Below are 21,639 nucleotides of genomic sequence, written 5' to 3'. Positions count from 1 at the left end.
GACTCCTTCGGTTGGGGCGGCGTCACGCCTGCAGCGGCGAGACGGCGGCGCCGTGACGGGATTCGACGAAATGGCAGGCCACGTGGTGGCCGGGCGCGGCCTCGCGCAGCGGCGGTTCCTGGGAGGCGCACAAAGGCTGCGCCACCGGGCACCGCCCCGCGAAGCGGCAACCGGGCGGCGGATTCACCGGGCTGGGCGGATCGCCCGTCAGCCGCACCCGGCGCGCGGCCGCATCGCGCCCGCCCTTCACCGTGGGCACGGCCGACATCAGCGCCACGCTGTACGGATGCAGCGGGCGCGAGAAGAACGCTTGCCGCGTGGCCCGCTCGATGATCTTGCCCAGGTACATCACGGCGATGTCATCGCAGACGTGTTCCACCACCGCCATGTCATGCGAGATGAACAGGAACGACTGCGACTGTTCGCGCTGGATGCGCCGCAGCAGGTTGAGGATCTGCGCACGGATGGCGATGTCCAGCGCCGACACCGGTTCGTCGCACACGATCAGGTCCGGCCCGCTGGCCAGCGCCCGCGCGATGTTCAGCCGCTGGCGCTGGCCGCCGGAGAACTGGTGCGGGTACAGCTGGCGTTGATCGGCCCGCAAGCCGACCAGTTCGAACATCAGCGCCACACGCGCCTCGCGCCCACCCGGCGGATCGATGCCCATCAGGTCCAGCGGCGCACGCACGATGTCACCGGCGCGCTGGCGCGGGTTCAACGACGAATACGGGTCCTGGAACACCAGTTGCAGGCGCCGCCGCATGCGCCGCAGCGCCGTGCCGCGCAGGGACGTCAGGTCGGTGCCGTCGAATTCGATGCGCCCGCCGGTGGGGTCTGCCAGCCGCAGCACCGACAGCGCCGTGGTGGTCTTGCCCGAGCCCGATTCGCCCACGATCGCCAGGGTGCGGCCGCGCGCCAGGTCGAACGACACGCCATCGACCGCGCGCACCACGGCCTGGCCGCCGATGGGAAAGTGCACGGCCAGATCGCGCACGGACAGCAAGGGGGAAGATTGCGGCTGCGCGGTCATGCGGCCTCCGGATAGAGCCAACAGGCCACCGCATGGCCATCGCCCACGGCGGCCATGGGCGGGAATTCACTGCGGCAACGTGCCAGCGCGCGGTTGCAGCGGTCCTGGAAGGGGCAGCCTTCGCCGCGTTCCCACACTGACGGCACCACCCCGGGAATCTCCGGCAGGTCGGGCCGGTGCGCGCTGGGCGTGCGGTCCAGTTCGGGCAGGCAGGCGATCAGCCCCTGCGTATACGGGTGGCGCGGCTGCGTCAGGATCTGGCCCACGTCGCCCTGCTCCACCACCCGCCCGCCATACATCACCGCCACCCGGTCCGCCATTTCGGACACCGCCCCCATGTCGTGCGTGATCATCAGCACCGCGGTGCCCCGGCGCGCCTGCTGTTCGCGCAGCAGGTCGAAGATCTGCGCCTGCACGGTGACGTCCAGCGCGGTGGTGGGCTCGTCGGCGATCAGCACTTCGGGGTCGCACGCCAGGGCGATGGCGATCATCACCCGTTGCCGCATGCCGCCGGACAACTGGTGCGGGTACTCGTCCACCCGCCGTTCCGGCAACGGAATGCCCACCGACCGCAGCATGCCGATGGCACGCTCGCGCGCCTCGGCGCGGCCCAGGCCCTGGTGCTGGCGCAGCGGCTCGGCGATCTGGTCGCCCACCGTATAGACGGGGTTCAGCGCCGTCATCGGTTCCTGGAAGATCATCGAGATATCGTTGCCGCGCACCCGCCGCATGGCCTCGTCGCCATACGACGCCAGGTCGGCGCCGCGCAGCCGCACCTGGCCGGCGCCGATGCGCGCCAGCGGCGGAATCAGCCGCATGATGGCCAGCGCCGTCATGCTCTTGCCGCAGCCGGATTCGCCCACCAGGCACAGCGTTTCGCCGGGCCGCAGATCGAAACTGACGCCGCTGAGCACGTCGGCCGTGCGGCCGCGGGTGCGGAATTCCAGGCTCAGGCCGTCCACCTGCAGCACGGGCAGTTGATCGGCGGCGTTCATGCCCGCCCCCGCGAATTCGGATTGAGCGCATCGTTCAGGCCGTCGCCGATCAGGCTGACCGCCAGCACCGTCACGAAGATGGCCGCGCCCGGCAGCGTCACCGCCCACCAGGCCGCCAGAATGTAGGGTCGGTTGCTGCCGATCATCAGGCCCCAGCTCATGACGTTGGGATCGCCCAGCCCCAGAAAAGACAGGCCCGCCTCGAACAGAATCGCGGTGCCGATCGCCAGCGTGGCCGACACGATGAGCGGCGCCAGCGCATTGGGCAAGATCACACGCCAGATGATGCGCGCATTGCTGGCGCCGATCACCCTTTCGGCCAGCACGTACTCGCGCCGCTTCAAGCGCAGGAATTCGCCCCGCGCCAGGCGGGCGGTGCCGGTCCAGCTGACCACGCCGATGGCCACCGCGATGGTCGCCAGCGACGGGCTGAACAGCGTGACCAGCACCATGGCGAACAGCAGTGCCGGCAGCACCTGGAAGAATTCCGTGATGCGCATCAGCGTTTCATCGACCCACCCGCCGTAGTAGCCGGCCAGCGCGCCGACGGTCACGCCGATGGCCATGGACAGCACCGCGGCCACCACGCCGACCAGCAAGGTGGCGCGGCCGCCGTAGACCATGCCGGTCAAGACGTCGCGCCCCAGGTAGTCGGACCCCAGCCACAGCTCGCCGCCGGGCGGTTCCATGGGTGCGCTGACGATCTCGAACGGGTCGGCCGGCATCAGCACCGGACCGAACAGCGTCACCGCCAGGATGGCGGCGAGCAGCAGCACGCCGAGCATGGCGCCCGGGTTGCGCGCGAACACCCGCAGCGCTTCGTACGACGGCCGCGGCGGCGCCTTGCGCGGCGAGGCGTTCAGGGTGGCGTTGGCAGGCACGGCAAGGGGAGCTTGGCTCATGAGGTCTTGATCCTGGGGTCGATCAGCCGGTAGGCCAGGTCGGTCAGCTGGTTCATCACCACCACCAGCAACGAGGCAAAGAGCAGAATGCCGAGCAAGGTCGGATAGTCGCGCCGCAGCACGGAATCGAAGGCCAGGCGGCCCAATCCGGGCCAATTGAAGACCGTCTCCACCAGGATGGCGCCGGCCAGCACGTTGCCGAATTGCAGCCCCAGCATGGTCACCACCGGCAGCACGCCGTTGCGCAGCGCGTGCTTGTACAGCACCGTGCGCTCGGGCAGGCCCTTGGCGCGGGCCGTGCGGATGTAGTCGGCCGACAGCGCATCCATCACGCTGGTGCGCGCCAGCCGGCTGTATTGCGCCAGGTACACGAAGGCCAGCGTGAAGGCCGGCAGCACCAGATGGTGCAGCACATCCAGCGCGCCGGCCCAGCCGCCGTCGGGCCCGCCCGCCGAGCGCATGTCGGACACCGGAAACCACGGCAGCGCCGACGCGAACAGAATGATGAGGATGATGCCCGTCCAGAACACCGGCGCCGAATAGCCCACGATGGACAGCAGCGTGATGCCCTGCGACAGCGGCCCGTTGGGCTTGCGCGCGGCCAGCGTGCCCAGCAGCGTGCCCGCCACGAACGCGCTGGCCACCGACGTCACCACCAGCAGCAGCGTGGCCGGCACGCGTTCCCAGATCAGCTGGGCCACCGGCAGGTTGAAGAAGTAGGAATAGCCCAGGTCGCCCCGCACGACATGCGACAGGTACAGGCCCAGTTGCGCCAGGAAGGGCCGGTCCAGCCCGTACTGGGTGCGCAGTTGGGCGCGCAGTGCTTCGCTGATGCCGCCCATGGACCCGGCGATGGTTTCCACCGGATCGCCCGGCGAGATGTGGATCAACAGGAAATTCAGCGTCACCACCGCCAGCAACAGCAGCACGGCGTAGGCGAGGCGACGCGAGAGATATCGCAGCATGACGGCCTCCCGCTATTGCAGATAGGTGTCGTCCAGCGGCGACAGCACGCCCCAGATACCTTCGGGCAGGCCATGCACCTTCTTGGACGACAGCGTGTGATACGGAATGACGGTCAGGAAGTCGATCGGCAGGTCTGCGGTGACCTGTTGCTGGAATTCGGCGTACAGCGCGCGGCGCCTGGCCTCGTCGGTTTCGGTGCCGGCCTGCGCCAGCACGGCGTCGACCTTGGCATTCTTGTATGACTGCGTGTTGGTCCAGATGATGTCGCGGATATTGCTGGACAGGTAGGTGCGGTGCACGCCGATCACCGGGTCACCCCAGTTGAAGACGATGTCGGTGGTCATGTCGAAGTCATGGCTGGCGATGCGCTTGGCCCAGGTCGGAAAATCCGGCGACGCGCGCACCTGTACGGTCACGCCCACCTTCTTCAACTGGCTGCGCAGGTATTCGGCCACGTTCTTGCCCTGCACGTCGCTGCCGGGCATGTAGTCCACCGTCAGCGACAGGCGTTCGCCCTTGCCGTCTTTCTTGAAGCCGGCCTCGTCCAGCAGCTGCTCGGCCTTTTTAAGGTCCAGCGGGTACTTTTTCAGGTCCTGTGTGGCGAACGGGCTGGAGGCCACGATCGGGCCGTCCGCCGGCTTGGCGAAGCCGGCGTTCAGCGCCTTGGTGATGAAGTTCTTGTCGATGGCGTAGGCAATGGCCTGCCGCACCCGCACGTCGTCCAGCGGCTTGCGCGCCGTGTTGAACGCCAGCCAGCTGAGCGCACCGATGCCTTCGTAGCCGCGGCTGCTCATCGTGATGCCGGGGTTGTCCTTGGCGCGCCGCAAAATGGTGGGTTCGGACATGAACGGCAACGCGCCGACCTCGCCGCGTTCCAGCCCGATCAGCAGGTTGGTGGCGTCGGGGTTGATCTTGACCACCACGCGATCCAGGTAGGGTTTGCCTGGCAGGAAGAACTTGTCGAAGCGCTCCAGCACGATCTCCTGCCCGGGCTTGAATTCCTTCAGCTTGAACGGGCCCGACCCGACCACGTCGGCAGAATTGCGCGGATGGTTCTTCAGGTCCTGCCCATCGCCATAGATGTGCTTGGGCAGCACCGGCATCAGGGCCGGCGACAGCGCCAGCAGAATCGCCGGGTGCGGCTGGCTCATGCGCAGCACGGCCGTGTAGGGGTCGGGCGTGTCCACGCTTTCGACGGGCGCGAACATGCTCTGGAACGGATGGTTCTGCTTGACCGCCATGACCGAAAACGCCACGTCCGCGGACGTCACCGGCTGGCCGTCATGGAACAGCGCGTCGTGGCGCAGGTGCAGCGTCAGCGACTTGGCGTCGGGCGCCAGTTCCCACGACTGCGCCAGGTAGGGCTGCGGCTTCCAGTCGGCGTCGTAGCGCAAGGGGCTGGCGAACAGCTGGGCGCTGGGCAGCGCGGTGGCGATGCCCGATTGCACCGCCCCGTTCAGGTGCCGCGGCACCTGCGTCGAGCCGATGACCAACGTGCCGCCCGGCTTGGGCGCATCGGCGGCCTGCGCGCCGGACAGCAGCGCCAGTGCCGTCATGATCGTGGCCAAACCCCATCGTGCGCTGCGCATCTTTCACCCCCTGGTTTTGAGCTGGCCGTTGAGAAGCGGCCTTGGCATTAGCCTAGTCAACCCCAGGGCCTGCCCTTAGTACCAAACCGGTGGACTCGCTGGTGCCAGGGGCAGGCCCGCGCCGCCCTCACGCCGCCAGCGCGCGGGCATACAGCACGGCCACCGCGCAGCTGTTGACGCGGGCCTCGACCGAATCCGAGCGGCTGGTCAGCAGCACCGGCACGCGCGTGCCCAGCACCAGCCCGGCCGTGCCCGCGCCGGCCAGCCAGGTCAGTTCCTTGTAGAGCATGTTGCCGGCCTCGATGTCGGGCACCAGCAGGATGTCGGCATCGCCCGCCACCGGCGACACGATGCCCTTCTGCTCGGCCGCCAGCCGCGATATGGCGTTGTCGAACGCCAAGGGGCCGTCGATCTCGCCGCCGCGAATCTGCTGGCGGTCGGCCATCTTGGACAGCGCTGCCGCATCCAGCGTGGCGGGCATGGCGGGGTTGACGGATTCGGTGGCGCACAACACCGCCACCTTGGGCCGCGCCACCCCCAGGGCGCGCGCCAGGTCGATGGCGTTCCGGGCGATGTCAGCCTTTTCCGCCAGCGTGGGCGCGATGTTGACGGCGGCGTCCGTCAGGATAAAAAGCTTGGCGTACGCCGCCACCGACATGACAAAGGCATGGCTGATGCGCCGGCCGGTGCGCAGGCCGGCCTCGCGCGCCACCACCGCCGCCATGAAGTGGTCGGTGTGCAGGCTGCCCTTCATCAACATGCCCGCCTTGCCGTCGCGCGCCAGCGCCGCCGCCACCCCGGCAGCCTGGCGTTCGTCATCGGGCGTATCGATGATTTCCAGCGAGCCGGCGCGCAGCCCCATGTCGGCCATCAGCGCGGCCAGCCGGGCCGCCGGCCCGACCAGCAACGGCTCGATATAGCCGGCTTCCTGCGCCTGCACCGCCGCGCCCAGGCTGGCCGCGCACAGCGGATAGGCCACCGCCGTGCGCACCCGCCCGGCCGACAGCGCCGCGGCCCGCAACGGCTCGAACAAGCGGTCGGCGGCCATGGTCTAACCGCGCACCGGATCGATCGACAGCGGCACCTCGCCCGGCTGGAATGGCTGGTTGACGTAGCGCTTGTACTTGTCCAGCAAGCGCAGCGGCTGCTTGAGCGCGTCGCGGCGGAACGGGTCGCCCAGTTCCTGGCTGACCATCATTTCCAGCACCGTGGTCTTGCCTTCGGACTGCGCCTTGCAGGCCGCCTGCAAGGCCGCCCCCACCTGGTCCGAGTGTTCGACGCGGATGCCCTCGGCGCCCATGGCGCGGGCCAGCTCGGCGAAGTTGGGGTTCAAGAGGTTGCTGCCGACGAAGCGGCGGCCGTAGAAGTCCACCTGGTTCTTCTTTTCGGCGCCCCACTGGCCGTTGTGGAACACCACCGCGGTGACCGGAATGCGCTCGCGCACGCAGGTCAGCAGTTCCTGGAAGCTCATGCACCAGGCGCCGTCGCCCACGTACGCCACCGCCGGACGGTCAGGCCGCCCCAGCTTGGCGCCGATCAGCGCCGGCAAGGCGTAGCCGCAATTGCCGAAGCTCATGGCGGCCAGCATGGAATTGGGCTCGTCAAAGCGCAGGTAGCTGTTGGACACCGAGCAGATGTTGCCGATGTCGGTGGACACCATGGCGTGCTTGGGCATGGCGCGTTCCAGCTCGCGCAGCATGCGGCGCGGATGCATGCGGCCACCGCCATGCTCGATGATGTCCAGGCTCCAGTCGTCGCGTTCGTGCGACCACTCGTCCAGTTCCTTTTCCCAGGCGTTCTTTTGCGAAGCGATCTGGTCGCGACGCGCCTCGCGGGTCTGGGTGCAGGCCACCTCGCGCGCCTGCAGCCTGGCCGTCAGTGCGGCGGCGGCCGGCTTGGCGTCGCCGCAGATGCCCACCGACACCGGCCGCACCAGGCCCAGCATGCGGTGGTCGGCATCGACCTGGATGATGCGCGCGCCCTGCGGCCAGTAATCCAGCCCGTGCTGCGGCAAGGTGCCGAAGGGCCCCAGGCGCGTGCCCAGCGCCAGCACCACGTCGGCCTGCGACAGGAGCTTCATGCCGGCCTTGGACCCCTGGTAGCCCAGCGGACCGCACCACAGCGGATGGCTGGCCGGGAAGGCGTCGTTGTGCAGGTAGCTGGTGACCACCGGCGCGCCCAGCAGTTCGGCCAGCGCCACGCATTCGGCCTGGCCGTCCGAGAACAGCACGCCCCCGCCCGCCACGATGACCGGGAACCTGGCGCCCGCCAACAGGCGCGCCGCGGCTTCCAGGTCTTCTTCCGAGCCGGGGCCGCGGCGGATGCGGCGCGGCTCGGGAATGGCCACGTCGATCTCGCCGTAGAAGTAGTCGCGCGGAATGTTCAGCTGCGTGGGGCCGCGTTCGGCCAGCGCGTTGTCGAAGGCCTTGGCGGTGAATTCGGCCATGCGGTCCGGGCGGTTCACGTGCGCCTGGTACTTGGTGATGCGCGAAAAGATCGGCAGCTGTTCGGTTTCCTGGAAGCCGCCCAGGCCCATGCCGGCGGTGCCGGTCTCGGGCGTGATCGCCACGACCGGGCTATGGGCCCAATAGGCCGCGGCCACGCCGGTGACGAAGTTGGTGATGCCCGGGCCGTTCTGCGCGATGCAGACGCCATGGCGGCCGGTCACGCGCGAATAGCCGTCGGCCATGTGCGCCGCGCCCTGCTCGTGCACCGTGGGCACGAAGCGGATGCCGGCCGCGGGAAACAGGTCCAGCGCGTCCATGAAGGCCGAGCCGACGATGCCGAAAACGTCCTTGACGCCCTGCGCCACCAGCGTTTCGACGAACGCCTCGCTGGGGGTCATGTGTTGCTTGCTGCTCATGGTCTCTCTCCTGGCGGGCCGGCGCGGCTTGGATTGCATATTGGCCGGTGTGAACCGATACTGCAGCACAAGCATGCGTTTTCCCACCCCGCTGCGTTCCGTTTTCTGCAGAATCCGCACACAACGGGCGCCCTTTCGCCAAATCTTCAAATATTGAAAGATGAAAGACGAATCCTCCGCGGCGCTGCGCGCGCTGACCCTGCTGGAACAGGTGGCCCGGTCCGAAACCCCCGTGTCGCTGGCGGCGCTGACCGAGGCCACCGGCCTGCCCAAGCCGTCGGTGCTGCGCATCCTGTCGCGGCTGGTCGATGCCGGCATGCTGCTGCGCGAGCCGGCCGGCAAAAGCTATATCAGCGGTCCGCGGCTGTCGGCGCTGGCGCGCGACACCCTGCTCAATTCCCCGCTGCGGGCCGAACGCCACCGCATCCTGGACAGCCTGGTCGACGAAATCGGCGAAACCTGCAACTGCACCATGCTGGACGGCGACGAGGTGATCTACCTGGACCGCGTCGAAACCGCCTGGCCGCTGCGGGTCAACCTGCAACCCGGCTCGCGCGTGCCGCTGCATTGCAGCGCCAGCGGCAAGCTGTTCCTGGCGCACATGCGGCGCGAGGCCCGCGCGCGCCTCCTGGCTGCGGCGCCGCTGCCGCGCTACACGCCCAACACGCTGTGCGAGGCCACCGCGCTGGAACAGGAACTGCAGGCGATCCGCAAGGAAGGCGCCAGTTTCGACCGCGAGGAATTCCTGTTGGGCATCGTCTGCATGGCGGTGCCCATCATGCAGGGCCGGCGCGCCATCGCAGCGGTGGCGCTGCACGCGCCGGTGGCCCGACTGTCGATCGACGGCGCCCGCGCCTGGCTGCCGCGCATGCAGGAGGCCGCCCGGGCCCTGGCGGGCACCTATGAAGCCCCTGCGCAGGAAACGGAGCCGGCGATGGAGCCGGCAATGGCCCCTGAGACAGACCCGGCGACGGACTAGGCGCCAGGCATGGCCGCCGGACGGGCCTGGCGGGCGCTTTCCAGGCCCCCAGGGCTTACACTGTCGGCCGAATCCGCTTTTTTCGCAGTTTCTGCGACCCTACTGTGACCCACACGCCTTTTACCTCCCTGCCCCTGCTCCCCGCCCTGCTCGAGAACCTGCAAAGCCTGGGGTTCGAGAACATGACGCCGATCCAGGCGCAAAGCCTGCCGCTCATCCTGGAAGGCCGCGACATCATTGCGCAGGCCAAGACCGGCAGCGGCAAGACCGCGGCGTTCGGCCTGGGCGTGCTGCAGAAGCTGGATACCACCCGCCTGACGCCCCAGGCGCTGCTGGTGTGCCCCACCCGTGAACTGGCCGACCAGGTCGCCCAGGAACTGCGCCGGCTGGCCCGCCAGATCGCCAACGTCAAGATCCTGACCCTGTGCGGCGGCGCCGCGGCGCGCCCGCAGGCCGAATCGCTGGCGCGCGGCGCCCACCTGGTGGTCGGTACGCCCGGCCGCATCCAGGACCACCTCGAACGCGGCAGCCTGGACCTGTCGGGCCTGACCACGCTGGTGCTGGACGAAGCCGACCGCATGGTCGACATGGGCTTCTACGACGATATCGTCGCCATCGCCTCGCATTGCCCCACCAAGCGCCAGACGCTGCTGTTTTCGGCCACCTACCCCGACAACATCAAGAAGCTCAGCGCGCGCTTTCTGCGCAACCCGGCCGAGGTCAAGGTCGAGGCCCAGCACGATTCCAGCCGCATCGAACAGATCTTCTACGAAATCGACCCGGCCGACCGCCTGGACGCCGTGGCCACGCTGCTGGCGCATTTCCGTCCGGTGTCCACCCTGGCCTTCTGCAATACCAAGGTGCGCAGCCACGACCTGGTCGAACGCCTGCAGGCCGAAGGCATCAGCGCCCTGGCCCTGAACGGCGACCTGGAACAGCGCGAACGCGATGAAATCCTGATCCAGTTCGCCAACCAGAGCTGCGCCGTGCTGGTGGCGACCGACGTGGCCGCGCGCGGGCTGGACATCCAGAACCTGGGGGCCGTCATCAACGTCGACGTCACCAAGGACACCGAAGTCCACGTGCACCGCATCGGCCGCAGCGGCCGTGGCGAACAGAAGGGCCTGGCGCTGAGCCTGTGCTCGCCCGACGAAATGCGCTGGGCCAACCTGATCGAGCAATACCAGGGCTCGCCCCTGACCTGGGGCGACATCAAGTCGCTGCGCGCCAAGGCCGACCGCCCGCTGCGCGCGCCCATGATCACGCTGTGCATCCAGGGCGGCAAGAAAGACAAGCTGCGTCCCGGCGACCTGCTGGGCGCCCTGACCGGCGATGGCGGCCTGACGTTCGAACAGGTCGGCAAGATCAACATCACCGAATTCAATTCCTACGTCGCGCTGGACCGCAAGATCGCCAAGCAGGTGTTTTCGCGCATCTCCAACAGCAACATCAAGGGCCGGCGCTTCCGCATGCGCTACCTCGAGGAATTCTGAGCGCCCCGGCGACAAGTCGGCCAGTCCCCGATATCGGGGTCAAAAGCTTGATGGTTTTGCTCGGGATTTGCCATAATGGCCCCGCCCGGCGCTCCAAGCGGCGCCGGGCGCGGAACCAAAGGCTCGCCGTGCGCTCCAATCCGCGCATTGCCCCCCTTAACCATCACAAGAGAAACTCACCATGATCAAATCCGACGACACCGGCAAGCTGATCCTGCGCCTGACCCTCGGCATTCTGATTCTGCCCCATGGCTTGTTCAAGATCACCGGCGGCGGCGTCGGCGGCATTGCGGGCATGCTGTCTTCGCACGGCCTGCCCGGCTTTTTGGCCTACGGCGTCTACATCGGCGAAATCCTCGCCCCGGTGCTGCTCATCGTCGGCATCTACACCCGCCTGGGCGGCCTGATCATCGCCATCAACATGGTCGTGGCCATCCTGCTGGCGCACACCGGTCAACTGTCCAGCCTGACCAACAACGGCGGCTGGGCGCTGGAACTGCAAGGCATGTTCCTGTTCACGGCCCTGGCCATCGCCTTCATGGGCGCCGGCCGCTTCAGCCTGGCCGGCAACGGCGGCCGCTGGAACTGACCCCGCGTCACCTCCTTCGCCAACCTGAAAGGCCGCTGTCACACCAGCGGCCTTTTTTCATGGGCGAATGGCACAAATGCTACGAACGACATCAACGGTCACGCTGGCGCAAACATCGGTCACCTGAAAGCTGTTTCGGATCCATTACAGACCCGAACTCGCCTGCCCGGGCGTGGCCTAATTCCTACGAGCCCATTGAACGCGTGGTGCACGCCCGGCGCTCGGCAGGAGATTCCAAATGAAGAAGACCGTGTTGTTGATGCTGGCCATGGCCAGTGCGCTGTCGGGTTGCGTCGTGGTGCCGGCGCGTCCGGCTTATTACCGCCCGGCGCCCGCTTATTACTACTATCCCGCCCCGCACTACTACTATCACGGCTACTGATCCACGCGCCCGCCGCGTAAAGGAAACGCCATGAACGCCCACGCCAGGATTCTTCCGCTTCGCCCGCTGGCCGCCGCCGTCCTGCTGGCGGCCAGCGCCGGCGCAATGGCGCAGACCTATGCACCGCCCCCCGCGCCGGCCGCCCCCGCCTACGACAACGGCGATCCCGCCAACGCCAACCTGGCGCCTGTCGACCGCAGCCCGCAGCCGCCCCCGCCCCTGCCCGTCTACGAACAGCCGCCCGCCCCCGGCGACGGCTACATGTGGGTGCCCGGCTACTGGAGCCTGAACCGCCTGGGCTACTTCTGGGTGCCCGGGGCCTGGGTGCTGGCCCCCTACACCGGGGCGCTCTGGACGCCCGGTTATTGGGGCTTCGTCGACGGCGTCTACCTGTGGCATGCCGGGTACTGGGGGCCGCACATCGGCTTCTATGGCGGCGTGAACTACGGCTTCGGCTACATCGGCATCGGCTACGTGGGCGGCTATTGGAACCACGACCGCTTCTTCTACAACCGCGCCGTGACCAACGTGAACGTCACCCGCGTCACCAACGTCTACAACCACACGGTGGTGGTCAACAACATCGACAACCGCCGCATCAGCTACAACGGCGGCCCGGCCGGCATCCGACGGCAAGCGGATCCGCGCGAGATCGCCGCGCGCAATGAACAGCATCGTCCGCCCACGGACGTGCAGCGCGGCTTTGCCCGCCAGGCCGCCGGCAATCGGGCGCAATTCTTCGACCATAACCAGGGCCGTCCGGCCCAGGCCTTCGTCGAACATGCGCCGGAGCGCGGCGGGCCGGGCCAAGGGCCGCGGCCAGGCGGTGCGCCGGGCAATGGCCCGGGCGCGGGTCCCGCCAACGTGCCGAACGCGGGTGGGCCTGGCGGCCGCCCCGACATGAACCGCGGCGGGCCAGGTGATCGGCCGGGGATGAATCGCGGCAACGGTGGCGATCGGCCCGACATGAACCGTGGCAACCCGGGCGGCATGCCGGCAGGCCAGGCGCGTCCCGGGCCGCAAGGGCAGCAACCGGCCGCGCAACATGCCCCCCAGCCGCAAGCGCGCCCGCAGCCCGCACAGCGGCCCACGCCCGCGCCCGACAACCTGGCGCAGGCAGCCGCGCGTGAACGCCATGGCGCGCCCCAGCATCGGCCGCAAAGCCCGCCGCAGGCCCGTCCCGAAGGCAACCCGCAGCATGGCGGCGGCAACCGGCCGCAAGGCGGGCACGAGCCGCCGCGTGGCGGCGAGCGTGCCGCGCCGCATGATCGAGGCCGCGACTGAATTTGCGCTGACTGAATCCGGACTGGATTCCCCCCGCGCGCGGGGCTACAGTGCAAGGCTGACGCAGCCCCGCCGCGCAACGCTACCCGGAGACTCCCATGAAGCGCCTTGCCCCCCTGTTCCTTGCCTGCGGCCTGTTGGCCGGCACCGCCGCCCACGCGGCCCTCAACGTCGGCGCGCCCGCGCCCGACTTCAGCACCCAGGCCTCGCTCGGCGGCAATGTATTTACCTTCAAGCTCGCCGAGGCCCTGAAACAAGGGCCCGTGGTGCTGTATTTCTATCCCGCCGCGTTCAGCAAGGGCTGCACCATCGAGGCGCACGATTTCGCCGAAGCCACCGACGAATACAAGTCGCTGGGCGCCACCGTCATCGGCGTGTCGGCCGACGACATCGACACCCTGAACAAGTTTTCGGTCAGCGAATGCCGCAGCAAGTTCGCGGTGGCAGCCGATGGCGACGGCAAGATCATGAAGGCCTACGACGCCGTGCTGGACGCCCGCCCCGAGCGCGCGCAGCGCACGTCCTACGTGATCTCGCCCGAGGGCAAGATCCTGTACGAATACACCAACATGAATCCCGAGTCGCACGTGGCGAACACGATGCGGGCCTTGCGGGAATGGAAGGCGGCCAAGCAGTAAGCAAGCCAGTGGCACCGGTTGGGCCAATGACAAAGGGGGGCTGACGCCCCCCTTTCTACCTGCGCCGGGTCAATTGAACGGCCACACCGTCGGGTGCGTGCCGGGCGGGCAGGAAGGCCGGATCCAGCGCGCAGGCGTGTCGGAAAACTGCGCCGCGTGGCGCACCGCCACCAATTCGCCAAAGCCCGACGGCGTGGTTTCCAGCAAGCCGTTGAACCCGGGCATGGCACAGTCCAGGCCGCCGTCGACGCGACCCAGCGTGCGCAGCCAGTGCGCGGTCTGGGCCAGCGAGACTTTGACGTGCCAGCTGCCGCCTTCGGTCGCCTGGCGCGCCAGCGCCACCTGCGCGCCAAACGCCATCAGATAGCCCGACGCGTGGTCCAGGATCTGCATGGGCAGCGGCTTGGGCGCATCCTGGCCGGCGGCCTGCGCTTCGGCATGGTTGAAGCCGGCGGCCGTCTGCACCAGTGAATCGAAGCCGCGGCGGTTGGCCCATGGGCCCACCGGGCCATATGCCGACAGCGACACGTAGACGATGCCCGGACGGATGCGAGCGACGTCCTGCGGGCCGAAGCCCAGCGCGGCCATGCCGCCGGGACGATAGCCCTGCACGAAGATGTGGGCGCTGCGCAGCAGGTTGCCCAGCGCGATGCGGCCGTCGGCCGTGTCCAGGTCGGCCAGCACCGACAGCTTGCCGCGGCTGGTGTCGATGAGATTGCCGATATTGGGCAGATTCGGGGAATTCACCAGCATCACGTCGGCGCCGTAGGCGGCCAACGCCCGCCCGCACACCGGCCCGGCGATGATGCGGGTCAGGTCCAGCACGCGGATGTCCTGCAGCGGACGCGCCTCCTGGCCGTATTTGGGCAGCGGCCGGGGATCGGCGTCGCCAATGCGTTCGATGGTCAAGAGAGGCTGCGCCGCGATGGCCTGGCCCTGCGGATGGCGGTCCCATTCGTCGAAGCTGCGCATGGCGGTGACCACCAAGCCGGCGTCGGCGGCGACCTGCTCGAAATCCTGTGCGCGCCAGCGGCCCAGCGCCTGTTCGACGGCGGCCCGCGTGGCGCCCTCGCCGGTGGGACAGCCCAACAGCGCCAGCGCACCGTCGCGATGGTGCGGGAAGTTGGCGTGGATGCGGACCCAGCCGCCATCGCCGCAGCGGTAGACGCCGGTGATGGGATCATGCGGATCCGGCGCAGTGCCATTCACCGTGAAATGGCTGCGGCATTCCTGCGCCGCGTGCAGCATGTCCACCGAGACCTGCTGGCGGGCGCCGCCCCGCAACTGCCAGATTTCGGCAGCGGCCAACGCCGCCGCGGCGATGCTGGCCTGCGCCGCGGTGCCCACCGCGAAAGACGATGGCACCACCGGTTCCGCGCCGGTCAGCACCACGTGTTGCAGCGACTCGTCGGGCAGGTCGAATGCGCCCCAGAGGCGTTGCAGGACCTCGCGAGTTGTCTTGCTGGCGGGTGTGCGTCCCTTGAGAAAGGACGGGCGGAAATCCATCAGGTGTCCCATATCGTTCATCTTCTTTTGGCGTTAAGTGGATTACATGGCGGCCCCGCCAGCCGCGTCAATACAGGGAAAGCGCCAGCGTGTTTCATGGTTTGACGGCCGCGCGCGGCGTTTTCCCGGGGCGGCGGCCCGGGACCGGTGGCCCGTCGACGCGCCCGGGGCAGCCCACCTTGGTCACATCTACTCGTAGTTTTTACACGGCGTGGCATCGTCCCCGGCCCGCGCCCTCGACCCAAGATAGAATGCCTGCCTTGCGGCGCGCCGCCCGGCGTGCGCGTTTTTCCGTCCGACCGCCCCATCATGAAGACGCTGATCTGGCTGCGCACCGACCTGCGCCTGCACGACAACCCCGCCCTGGCCGCCGCCGCGGCCAACGGCACGGCCACCGCCCTGTTCATTGCGGCCCCCGGCCAATGGCGCCGGCACGGCGACGCGCCGGCCAAGGTCGATTTCTGGCTGCGCAACCTGCGCGAACTGTCGCAGGACCTGGCCCGGCTGGGCATTCCCCTGAAGCTGCTGACCGTGGACACCTGGGACGAGGTGCCCGACGCGCTGCTGGGGTTCTGCGCCGACCATGAGATCAAGCAGGTGCACGCCAATACCGAATGGGCCGTCAACGAACGCCGCCGCGACGATACGGTGTCGTGGCGCCTGGCCGAGGCCGGCGTGGACTGGACGCTGCACCACGGCGCGACGCTGCTCAAGCCGGGCACGGTGCTGACCGGCAAGGGCGACACCTACCGCGTCTACACCCCCTATGCGCGCGCTTGCCGCGAGCGCCTGCGCAGCGCCCCGTTGCGCGCCATTGCCGCCCCCAAGGCGCAGACGGCGCCGGCCTGGGGCCCGGACCCCTTGCCCGACACGTTCGACGGCTACGGCCCGGCCAGCGACGCCATCCGCGCGCTGTGGCCCGCCGGGGAACACGCGGCCAGCGAGCGGCTGGACGCCTTCGCCGACGGCGTCATCGACGCCTACCGCGACGAACGCGATTTTCCCAGCCTGCCCGCCACCAGTTGCCTGTCGCCCTACCTGGCGGCCGGCGTGCTGTCCCCGGGCCAGGCATTGCGGGCAGCACAGGCCGCCAACCACGGCGAGCTGGAAAGCGGCAACGTCGGCGCCGCCACCTGGATCAACGAACTGCTGTGGCGCGAGTTCTACCAGCACCTGCTCGCCGCCTGCCCCACGCTGTCCATGCACCAGCCCATGAAGCCCGAGACCGCCGCGGTCCCGTGGCGCGACGCGCCCGAAGACCTGCAGGCCTGGCAGCAAGGCCGCACCGGCCTGCCCATCGTGGACGCCGCCATGCGCCAGCTGCTGGCGCTGGGCTGGATGCACAACCGCCTGCGCATGGTCACGGCGATGTTCCTGTCCAAGAACCTGCTGATCGACTGGCGCCTGGGCGAAGCCTGGTTCATGGCGCACCTGGTGGATGGCGACCTGGCCGCCAATAACGGCGGCTGGCAATGGAGCGCCTCCACCGGCGCCGATTCGGTGCCCTACTTCCGCGTCTTCAATCCCCTATCGCAGTCTCGCAAGTTCGATCCGCGCGGCGTGTTCCTGCGCGAATGGCTGCCCGAACTGGCGCACCTGGACGACTCGGCGATCCACGACCCCAGCCCCATGGAGCGCGCGGCGGCCGGCTATCCGCTGCCCATCGTCGACCTGGCGCAAAGCCGCCTGCGCGCGCTGGAAGCGTTCGGCAACCTGCCCAAGGCATAGCCGCGCGCATCAAAGCCGTCCATCACAGCACGGCCCTGCTTCGACGGTCACGTTTACTTTTCGAATAACTTATAAATATCTTGATGTAGATCAAGCCCGTCATGTCGTCCGTCCCGGATCATCCGGCAGCACCTCGCCACGCCCATCACAGGACGACAGACGCATGCGCAACAACCAGCCGGTCTACGACAAGGAATACACGCTGCACGACGAGCAGTACCTGATTTCGCGCACCGACTCGCGCGGACGCATCATCTACGCCAATCCGGCGTTCGTCGAAGTCAGCGGCTTTTCACGCGATGAACTTGTGGGCGCGGCCCACAACATCGTGCGCCATCCCGACATGCCCGAGCAAGCGTTCGAAGACCTGTGGCGCACCATCCAGCGCGGCGAGTCCTGGACCGGCGTGGTCAAGAACCGCCGCAAGGACGGCGGCTTCTATTGGGTGCTGGCCAACGTCACGCCCATCATCGAACGCGGCGAGACGGTCTGTTATGCCTCGGTGCGCGTCAAGCCGACGCGGACGCAGGTCGAGGCCGCCGACGCCGCCTACGCGCACCTGCGCAACGGCACCGCGCGCGGATTCAAACTCAGCCGCGGCCAGGTCAAGCCCACCGGCATCCGCGGCGTGCTGGCATGCCTGAAACTGTGGCGCCTGACCGGGGTGCGCTCGCGCATGCTGGCCTGGGCCATGCTGGCGTCCAGCCTGTTCCTGGGCGCGGCCGGCGTGGCCCTGTACGGCATGCTGGACCGCATGAGCACCGAAGACATCGCGCTGGCCGGCGCCATGCTCGCCGGCGGCGTGGTGCTGATCTTCGCGTCGGGCTGGGGCTTTGCGCGGTCGATCACCGGGCTGCTGGTCACCGCCACCGACTTCACGCGCCAGATCGCCGCGGGCAATCTCAGCACGCCCTTGCCGCCGGCCAGCATCCGCGACGAGATCGGCGCCTTGAAATTCTCGCTGGAGGTGATGCGCAAGAGTCTGGTCAGCATCACGCGCGACGTGCACCAGGGCATTGAAAGCGCGCTGACGTCAGCGGCCGAAATTGCCGATGGCAACGCCGACCTGTCGGCCCACACGCAACGCCAGGCGGCATCGCTGGAAGAAGCGGCGGCCAGCATGGAACAGCTGGCGTCCACCGTGAAGCAGACGGCCACCAATGCGCACGGCGCCGACCAGATGGCCAACCAGGCGTCTGACGTCGCCAAGCGCGGCGGCCAGGTCGTCAACGAGGCGGTGACGGCCATGCAGGGCATCGTGCAAAGCACGTCACGCATCACCGAGATCGTCGGCATCATCGACGGCATCGCGTTCCAGACCAACATCCTGGCGCTCAACGCCGCGGTGGAAGCGGCCCGCGCGGGCGAGGCCGGCAAGGGCTTCGCGGTGGTCGCGGCCGAGGTGCGCAGCCTGGCCCAGAAAAGCGCCACCGCCGCGCGCGAGATCAAGGAACTGATCGAGGCCTCGAACCACAAGGTCGAAGACGGCGTGCGGCATGTGGAACGGGCCGGCGAGGCGATGCTGGACATCGTCGATTCGGTGCAGCAGGTGACGCAGATCGTCAACGAGATCGCGGCCACGTCCACCGAACAGCACACCGGCATCGACAACGTGAGCCGCACGATCTCGGAAACCGACAATGCCGCGCAGCGCAATGCGGTGCGCGTCGAACAGGCCAGCCTGGCGGTCGACAACCTGCGCACGCGCGGCGCGCAGCTGCGTCACGCGATCGAGGTGTTCCGCATTGCCGGCGCGCAGACGGTGCTGCCCAAGCGTGCCGCTGCGCCGGTGACCGCGGCGCTTATCGCATCGCCGCAGCGCGTGGCACAGCCGTTGCTTGAACAGCGGATTTCTTGAGTCAGCGTGCCGGGCGGCCACGCGGCCAGGCCCGATCTGCACGCGATCGCTCAGGCGGCTTGCGCGGCCGCCAGAATCGCCTGCAACTGCCCCGCCAAGCCTTCCCGGGCGGCGGGAAACTTGCCGTCCAGCGCCGCGGTGCCGACCGTGAAGCCTGCCGCGCCCGCGCGGCAGGCCAGCTGGATGCGTTCGGCCGAATCCAGCGACCCCGCCACGATCACCGGCACATCGACGCGGCACACGTCGGCGATCAGGGCCGGCACATCGACATCGGCGCGGTAGGCCAGCAGATCCAGCCCATGCACGCCGGGCAGGTCCGCCAGCTGGCGCGCGCTGCGGGCGATCGCCTGGCGCGAACCGCCCAGGATGCCGGGATGTCCATGCACCTGGCCGGGAAATGGGTAATAGCGCAGACGCGACCCCGCCAGCAGCGGCAATGCATCCGCCACATGCGTGCCGCCCAGCAGGAAGTCCACGTCCAGTTCCCGCGCCGCGCGCACCGATGCCAGTTCGCTCTCGCGGTCCTGCGAGACCACTTCCAGGTAGCTGCTGGCGCCGGCCTCGCGGATGCGTTGGTGCAGGCGCCGCAGCGTTGCCAGCGGCTGGCCGATGTCCTTGAAGCCGATGTGCCGCACCCCGCAGCCCAGCGCAATGTCCAGATAGGCCTCGGCATGGTCGACCGTGCGGTCGTTGCGCGTCAGCATGAAGATGAAGTCGGTTCGCATGATGGCGTGGGGGTCCGGGTCAGATATTGTCGGCAGGGTTGGCCGCCGCGTGCAAGCGCTGCGCGTGCGCGGCCAATTGGAAAGCGCGGTCGATGGCGCTGCGCAGGCTGGCCGGGTCGGCAATGCCCTGCCCGGCGATGTCGAAGGCCGTGCCGTGGTCCGGACTGGTGCGCACGAAAGGCAGGCCCAGCGTGATGTTCACGCCCAGCTCCAGGCCCAGGTACTTCACCGGGATCAACCCCTGGTCGTGGTACTGCGCCACCACCACGTCGAAACGCCCTTGCCGCGCCTGCATGAAGACCGTGTCGCCGGGCCAGGGGCCACTGGCGTCGATGCCTTCGCGGCGCGCCGCGTCGATGGCGGGCCGGATGATGCGCGCCTCTTCGTCGCCGAACAGCCCGTCTTCGCCGGCATGGGGATTCAGGCCGGCCACCGCCACGCGCGGCGCGGCCACGCCCAGGGCACGGCCGCCTTCGTGCGCCAGCCGCAGGGCCGACAGTTGCGCCTCGAAATCAGCACGCTCGATTGCCTGGCGCAGCGAGCAATGGATGGTCACCAGTACCGTGGCGATGGCCTCGTTGGCCAGCATCATCGCCACGCGCCGCGCGCCGCCGCGATCCGCCAGGATCTCGGTGTGGCCCGGGTACGGCACGCCGGCCGCGGCCAGCGCGGCCTTGTGGACAGGCGCGGTGACCATGCCCGCCACGCGGCCCTGCCGCGCCAGGTCGATCGCCACGCAGACGGCCTGGTAGGCCGCCCGGCCGCACGCCGCGTTCACCCGCCCCAGCGAAGGCAACGGATGCAGCGCGGACGACGGCACCAGGCACAGGCGGTCGGCCCGCAGGTCGGCATCGGCCACGTCCTGCACGACGTGCAGGCGGTGGGCAGCGCCCAGCGGCGCCAGCGCGCGGGCCATGACGGCGGGGTCGCCCACGACCAGGCAGCGTTCGGCGTAGCGAGGCAACAGCAGCGTCTTGGCAACGATCTCCGGCCCGATGCCGGCGGGGTCGCCCATCGTGATGGCCATGGGCAGGCCAGGCCCCGCGCCATCGGCGGTGCGGGTCAGGTCATCGGCAATGATGCCGACGGCGGGGGAAACGGTTGCAGGGGCGCGGTTCATATTGGTGATTAAAATGCATATCACCAGCCAGGAATATCCATGATTTCTGACGTTTATTCGTGATAAAAACTCACCAATGACCCGCCGCCCATCCCTGAACGACCTGCGCGCCTTCGAAGCCGTGGCCCGCCTGGGCTCGATGCGCGCCGCCGCCGATGAACTGTCGCTGACGCATGGCGCCGTCAGCCGGCGCGTGGCCAAGCTGGCCGACGACCTGGACCTGGTGCTGGTCGAGCCCGCCGGCCGCGGCCTGCGCATCACCGCCGCCGGCCAGTTGCTGGCCTCGTCCATGCACCGCGCCCTGGCGCTGGTCAACGGCACGATCGACACCCTGCAAGACCGCGGCGCCAGGCGGCCCGTGGTGCTGTCATGCGAACGTTCGGTGGCCATGCGCTGGCTGATTCCGCGGCTGTCGGCCTTCCAGGACCGGCATCCCGACATCGACCTGCATCTGTCGGTGGGCGGCGGCGCGCTGGATTTTGCGCGCGACTCGGTCACGCTGGCGCTGCGGCGGCTGGATTTCCCGGTGCGCCCTGAATGGACGGTCACGCGGTTGATGCCCGAAAGCATGGGCCCGGTCATGGCCCCCGCGCTGGTGGCGGACTTTCTATCAGGCCATTACGTGGCGCTGGCCTCACGCACCCGGCCGCAGGCCTGGGACGACTGGCTGGCGCAGGCGTCGGCGCACCCGGCGCCGCGCAGCACGCGGCACCTGGATCATCATTTCCTGATGGTGGAAGCCGCCGCGGCCGGCCTGGGCGTGGCGCTCAGCCCGCGCATCCTGGCGCTGGACGATCTGCGCACCGGGCGGCTGGTCGCGCCCCTGGGCTTTGCGCCGGATGGGTCCGAGTATGGCCTGATCGAGCCGCGCGCCACGCCCGCCGGGGCCGCGGCGGCGCTACAGGCCCTGAAGCAATGGCTGGTCGCCACCGCCAGCGACATCGACACGGCTTGACGCGCCGCCGGGGCCACTCGCCCTGTGCGGGCACGCG

19 protein-coding genes are annotated in these 21,639 nt (G+C 68.9%); 9 read left to right on the top strand and 10 right to left on the bottom strand.

Annotation, left to right across the window (positions count from 1 at the left end; all coding sequences use genetic code 11):
• Positions 1-22 precede the first annotated feature (22 nt).
• The 7 genes from AC6LJ2_RS08110 to xsc form a co-directional block, all read right to left on the bottom strand.
• Positions 23-1,030: an ABC transporter ATP-binding protein gene (locus AC6LJ2_RS08110; protein WP_263912575.1), complete on the bottom strand. Its 1,008-nt coding sequence runs from the start codon at positions 1,028-1,030 to the stop codon at positions 23-25.
• Positions 1,027-2,025: an ABC transporter ATP-binding protein gene (locus AC6LJ2_RS08105; RefSeq protein ID WP_263912574.1), complete on the bottom strand. Its 999-nt coding sequence runs from the start codon at positions 2,023-2,025 to the stop codon at positions 1,027-1,029. Before AC6LJ2_RS08105 ends, AC6LJ2_RS08110 begins: the two co-directional genes overlap by 4 nt.
• Positions 2,022-2,927, bottom strand: coding sequence for an ABC transporter permease (locus tag AC6LJ2_RS08100; protein WP_263912573.1), 906 nt, complete (start codon positions 2,925-2,927; stop codon positions 2,022-2,024). Before AC6LJ2_RS08100 ends, AC6LJ2_RS08105 begins: the two co-directional genes overlap by 4 nt.
• Positions 2,924-3,892, bottom strand: a complete 969-nt coding sequence (locus AC6LJ2_RS08095) for an ABC transporter permease (RefSeq protein ID WP_263912572.1) — start codon at positions 3,890-3,892, stop codon at positions 2,924-2,926. Before AC6LJ2_RS08095 ends, AC6LJ2_RS08100 begins: the two co-directional genes overlap by 4 nt.
• A 12-nt stretch (positions 3,893-3,904) precedes the next feature.
• A complete protein-coding gene (locus AC6LJ2_RS08090) occupies positions 3,905-5,482 on the bottom strand; it encodes an ABC transporter substrate-binding protein (RefSeq protein WP_498151140.1) in 1,578 nt (525 codons plus the stop codon).
• A gap of 127 nt (positions 5,483-5,609) precedes the next feature.
• Positions 5,610-6,530 carry a bifunctional enoyl-CoA hydratase/phosphate acetyltransferase gene (locus tag AC6LJ2_RS08085; protein WP_498151139.1) on the bottom strand — a complete coding sequence of 307 codons (921 nt, stop codon included), beginning with the start codon at positions 6,528-6,530 and terminating at the stop codon, positions 5,610-5,612.
• A gap of 3 nt (positions 6,531-6,533) precedes the next feature.
• Complete coding sequence (gene xsc, locus AC6LJ2_RS08080; RefSeq protein WP_445658857.1) at positions 6,534-8,345, bottom strand: sulfoacetaldehyde acetyltransferase; 1,812 nt, start codon at positions 8,343-8,345, stop codon at positions 6,534-6,536.
• 160 nt (positions 8,346-8,505) lie between these two features.
• Between xsc and AC6LJ2_RS08075 the strand changes: the two genes are divergently transcribed.
• The 6 genes from AC6LJ2_RS08075 to AC6LJ2_RS08050 all read left to right on the top strand — a co-directional run bounded on the left by AC6LJ2_RS08075 (position 8,506) and on the right by AC6LJ2_RS08050 (position 13,710).
• Entirely contained in the window at positions 8,506-9,324 is an 819-nt protein-coding gene (locus tag AC6LJ2_RS08075; protein WP_263912568.1) for an IclR family transcriptional regulator domain-containing protein, read from the top strand.
• Between the two features lie 104 nt (positions 9,325-9,428).
• On the top strand, positions 9,429-10,817 hold the full coding sequence (gene dbpA, locus AC6LJ2_RS08070) for an ATP-dependent RNA helicase DbpA (protein ID WP_445658855.1): 1,389 nt from the start codon (positions 9,429-9,431) through the stop codon (positions 10,815-10,817).
• Positions 10,818-10,998: 181 nt separating this feature from the next.
• The gene (locus tag AC6LJ2_RS08065) at positions 10,999-11,406 is read left to right on the top strand and encodes a DoxX family protein (RefSeq protein ID WP_498151138.1); all 408 of its coding nucleotides are present in this window, start codon (positions 10,999-11,001) and stop codon (positions 11,404-11,406) included.
• Positions 11,407-11,644: 238 nt separating this feature from the next.
• Positions 11,645-11,788 carry a hypothetical protein gene (locus AC6LJ2_RS08060; RefSeq protein ID WP_175194236.1) on the top strand — a complete coding sequence of 48 codons (144 nt, stop codon included), beginning with the start codon at positions 11,645-11,647 and terminating at the stop codon, positions 11,786-11,788.
• Positions 11,789-11,818: 30 nt separating this feature from the next.
• Positions 11,819-13,072, top strand: a complete 1,254-nt coding sequence (locus AC6LJ2_RS08055; protein WP_445658854.1) for an adenylate cyclase — start codon at positions 11,819-11,821, stop codon at positions 13,070-13,072.
• A gap of 98 nt (positions 13,073-13,170) precedes the next feature.
• Positions 13,171-13,710 (top strand): peroxiredoxin, encoded by a 540-nt coding sequence (locus tag AC6LJ2_RS08050; RefSeq protein WP_263912564.1) that lies wholly within the window; start codon positions 13,171-13,173, stop codon positions 13,708-13,710.
• Between the two features lie 69 nt (positions 13,711-13,779).
• On the opposite strand, the gene AC6LJ2_RS08045 is transcribed toward AC6LJ2_RS08050, so the two are convergent.
• On the bottom strand, positions 13,780-15,228 hold the full coding sequence (locus AC6LJ2_RS08045) for a CoA transferase (protein WP_498151146.1): 1,449 nt from the start codon (positions 15,226-15,228) through the stop codon (positions 13,780-13,782).
• A gap of 297 nt (positions 15,229-15,525) precedes the next feature.
• Between AC6LJ2_RS08045 and phrB the strand changes: the two genes are divergently transcribed.
• Positions 15,526-16,944: a deoxyribodipyrimidine photo-lyase gene (phrB, locus tag AC6LJ2_RS08040; protein WP_498151137.1), complete on the top strand. Its 1,419-nt coding sequence runs from the start codon at positions 15,526-15,528 to the stop codon at positions 16,942-16,944.
• Positions 16,945-17,107: 163 nt separating this feature from the next.
• Positions 17,108-18,802: a methyl-accepting chemotaxis protein gene (locus AC6LJ2_RS08035; protein ID WP_498151136.1), complete on the top strand. Its 1,695-nt coding sequence runs from the start codon at positions 17,108-17,110 to the stop codon at positions 18,800-18,802.
• Between the two features lie 50 nt (positions 18,803-18,852).
• Here the strand turns inward: AC6LJ2_RS08035 and AC6LJ2_RS08030 are convergent, their stop codons facing one another.
• Both AC6LJ2_RS08030 and pdxA read right to left on the bottom strand, forming a co-directional pair.
• Positions 18,853-19,527, bottom strand: coding sequence for a beta/alpha barrel domain-containing protein (locus AC6LJ2_RS08030; protein WP_263912561.1), 675 nt, complete (start codon positions 19,525-19,527; stop codon positions 18,853-18,855).
• 19 nt (positions 19,528-19,546) lie between these two features.
• Complete coding sequence (gene pdxA / locus AC6LJ2_RS08025; protein ID WP_498151145.1) at positions 19,547-20,554, bottom strand: 4-hydroxythreonine-4-phosphate dehydrogenase PdxA; 1,008 nt, start codon at positions 20,552-20,554, stop codon at positions 19,547-19,549.
• A gap of 169 nt (positions 20,555-20,723) precedes the next feature.
• On the opposite strand from pdxA, the gene AC6LJ2_RS08020 reads away from it, so the two are divergent.
• On the top strand, positions 20,724-21,602 hold the full coding sequence (locus AC6LJ2_RS08020) for a LysR family transcriptional regulator (RefSeq protein ID WP_498151135.1): 879 nt from the start codon (positions 20,724-20,726) through the stop codon (positions 21,600-21,602).
• The last annotated feature ends 37 nt before the right edge of the window (positions 21,603-21,639 follow it).

Source organism: Achromobacter sp. 1014246743, from assembly GCF_059760725.1.
Note: the sequence above shows the minus strand (reverse complement) of the source record. Positions and strands in the feature narration are given on the sequence as shown.